This window comes from Flavobacterium sp. UMI-01 (assembly GCF_019656315.1).
Taxonomy (GTDB): Bacteria; Bacteroidota; Bacteroidia; order Flavobacteriales; family Flavobacteriaceae; genus Flavobacterium.
The window spans coordinates 1-644 of record NZ_BPLU01000052.1 but is presented as its reverse complement, the minus strand read 5'-3'; the positions used below and the strand labels follow the sequence as shown (position 1 = coordinate 644).

Here is a 644-nt window from a genome sequence, read left to right as displayed (position 1 = left end):
TATTGTTTACAACTTGGCTACAGCTAACGCTAAAGATCCTAAAAACAATAACATTACTGCTACCTCTACTGACCCTACTCCTTGTACTACATGTCCTCCGGCACCAGATTGTAGGGACTGTACTATTACAATCTTAAATCAAAATCCATTGATTCAAGTAACATTAGACGGAACATTTGTTGATGCTAATAATGATGGTATTGCTAATGTTGGTGAGACAATAACTTACACAATTGTAGTAACTAATACTGGGAATGTAACACTAAACGATATCACTATCACTGACCCATTCTTACCCGGATTTAATATAATAGGAAATCCTATCAATTTAGAACCAAACAGTTCTAACAGTACAACCTTCACAGGTACTCATACCATTACACAAGAAGATATTGATGCTGGATATGTGTACAACAGTGTAACCTCTACAGGAAATCCCCCTCGAGGTGAAGATGTTGGCGATACTTCATCTGATCCTACTCCATGTATTACTTGTCCTATTAACCCTCAATGTATTGAATGCACAATTACACCTTTACCTCAAAAAGCAGTTTTAAATGTGGTAAAAGTATCTAATACTGAATTTTACAGTAATGTGGGAGATCAAATAAAATATACTATCCAAGTTCAAAATACAGGTAATG

General features: G+C 35.2%; 1 pseudogene. It reads left to right on the top strand.

The features are described from left to right. A pseudogene (locus tag K5R64_RS13575) lies at positions 1-644 on the top strand (DUF11 domain-containing protein); the annotation flags it as partial.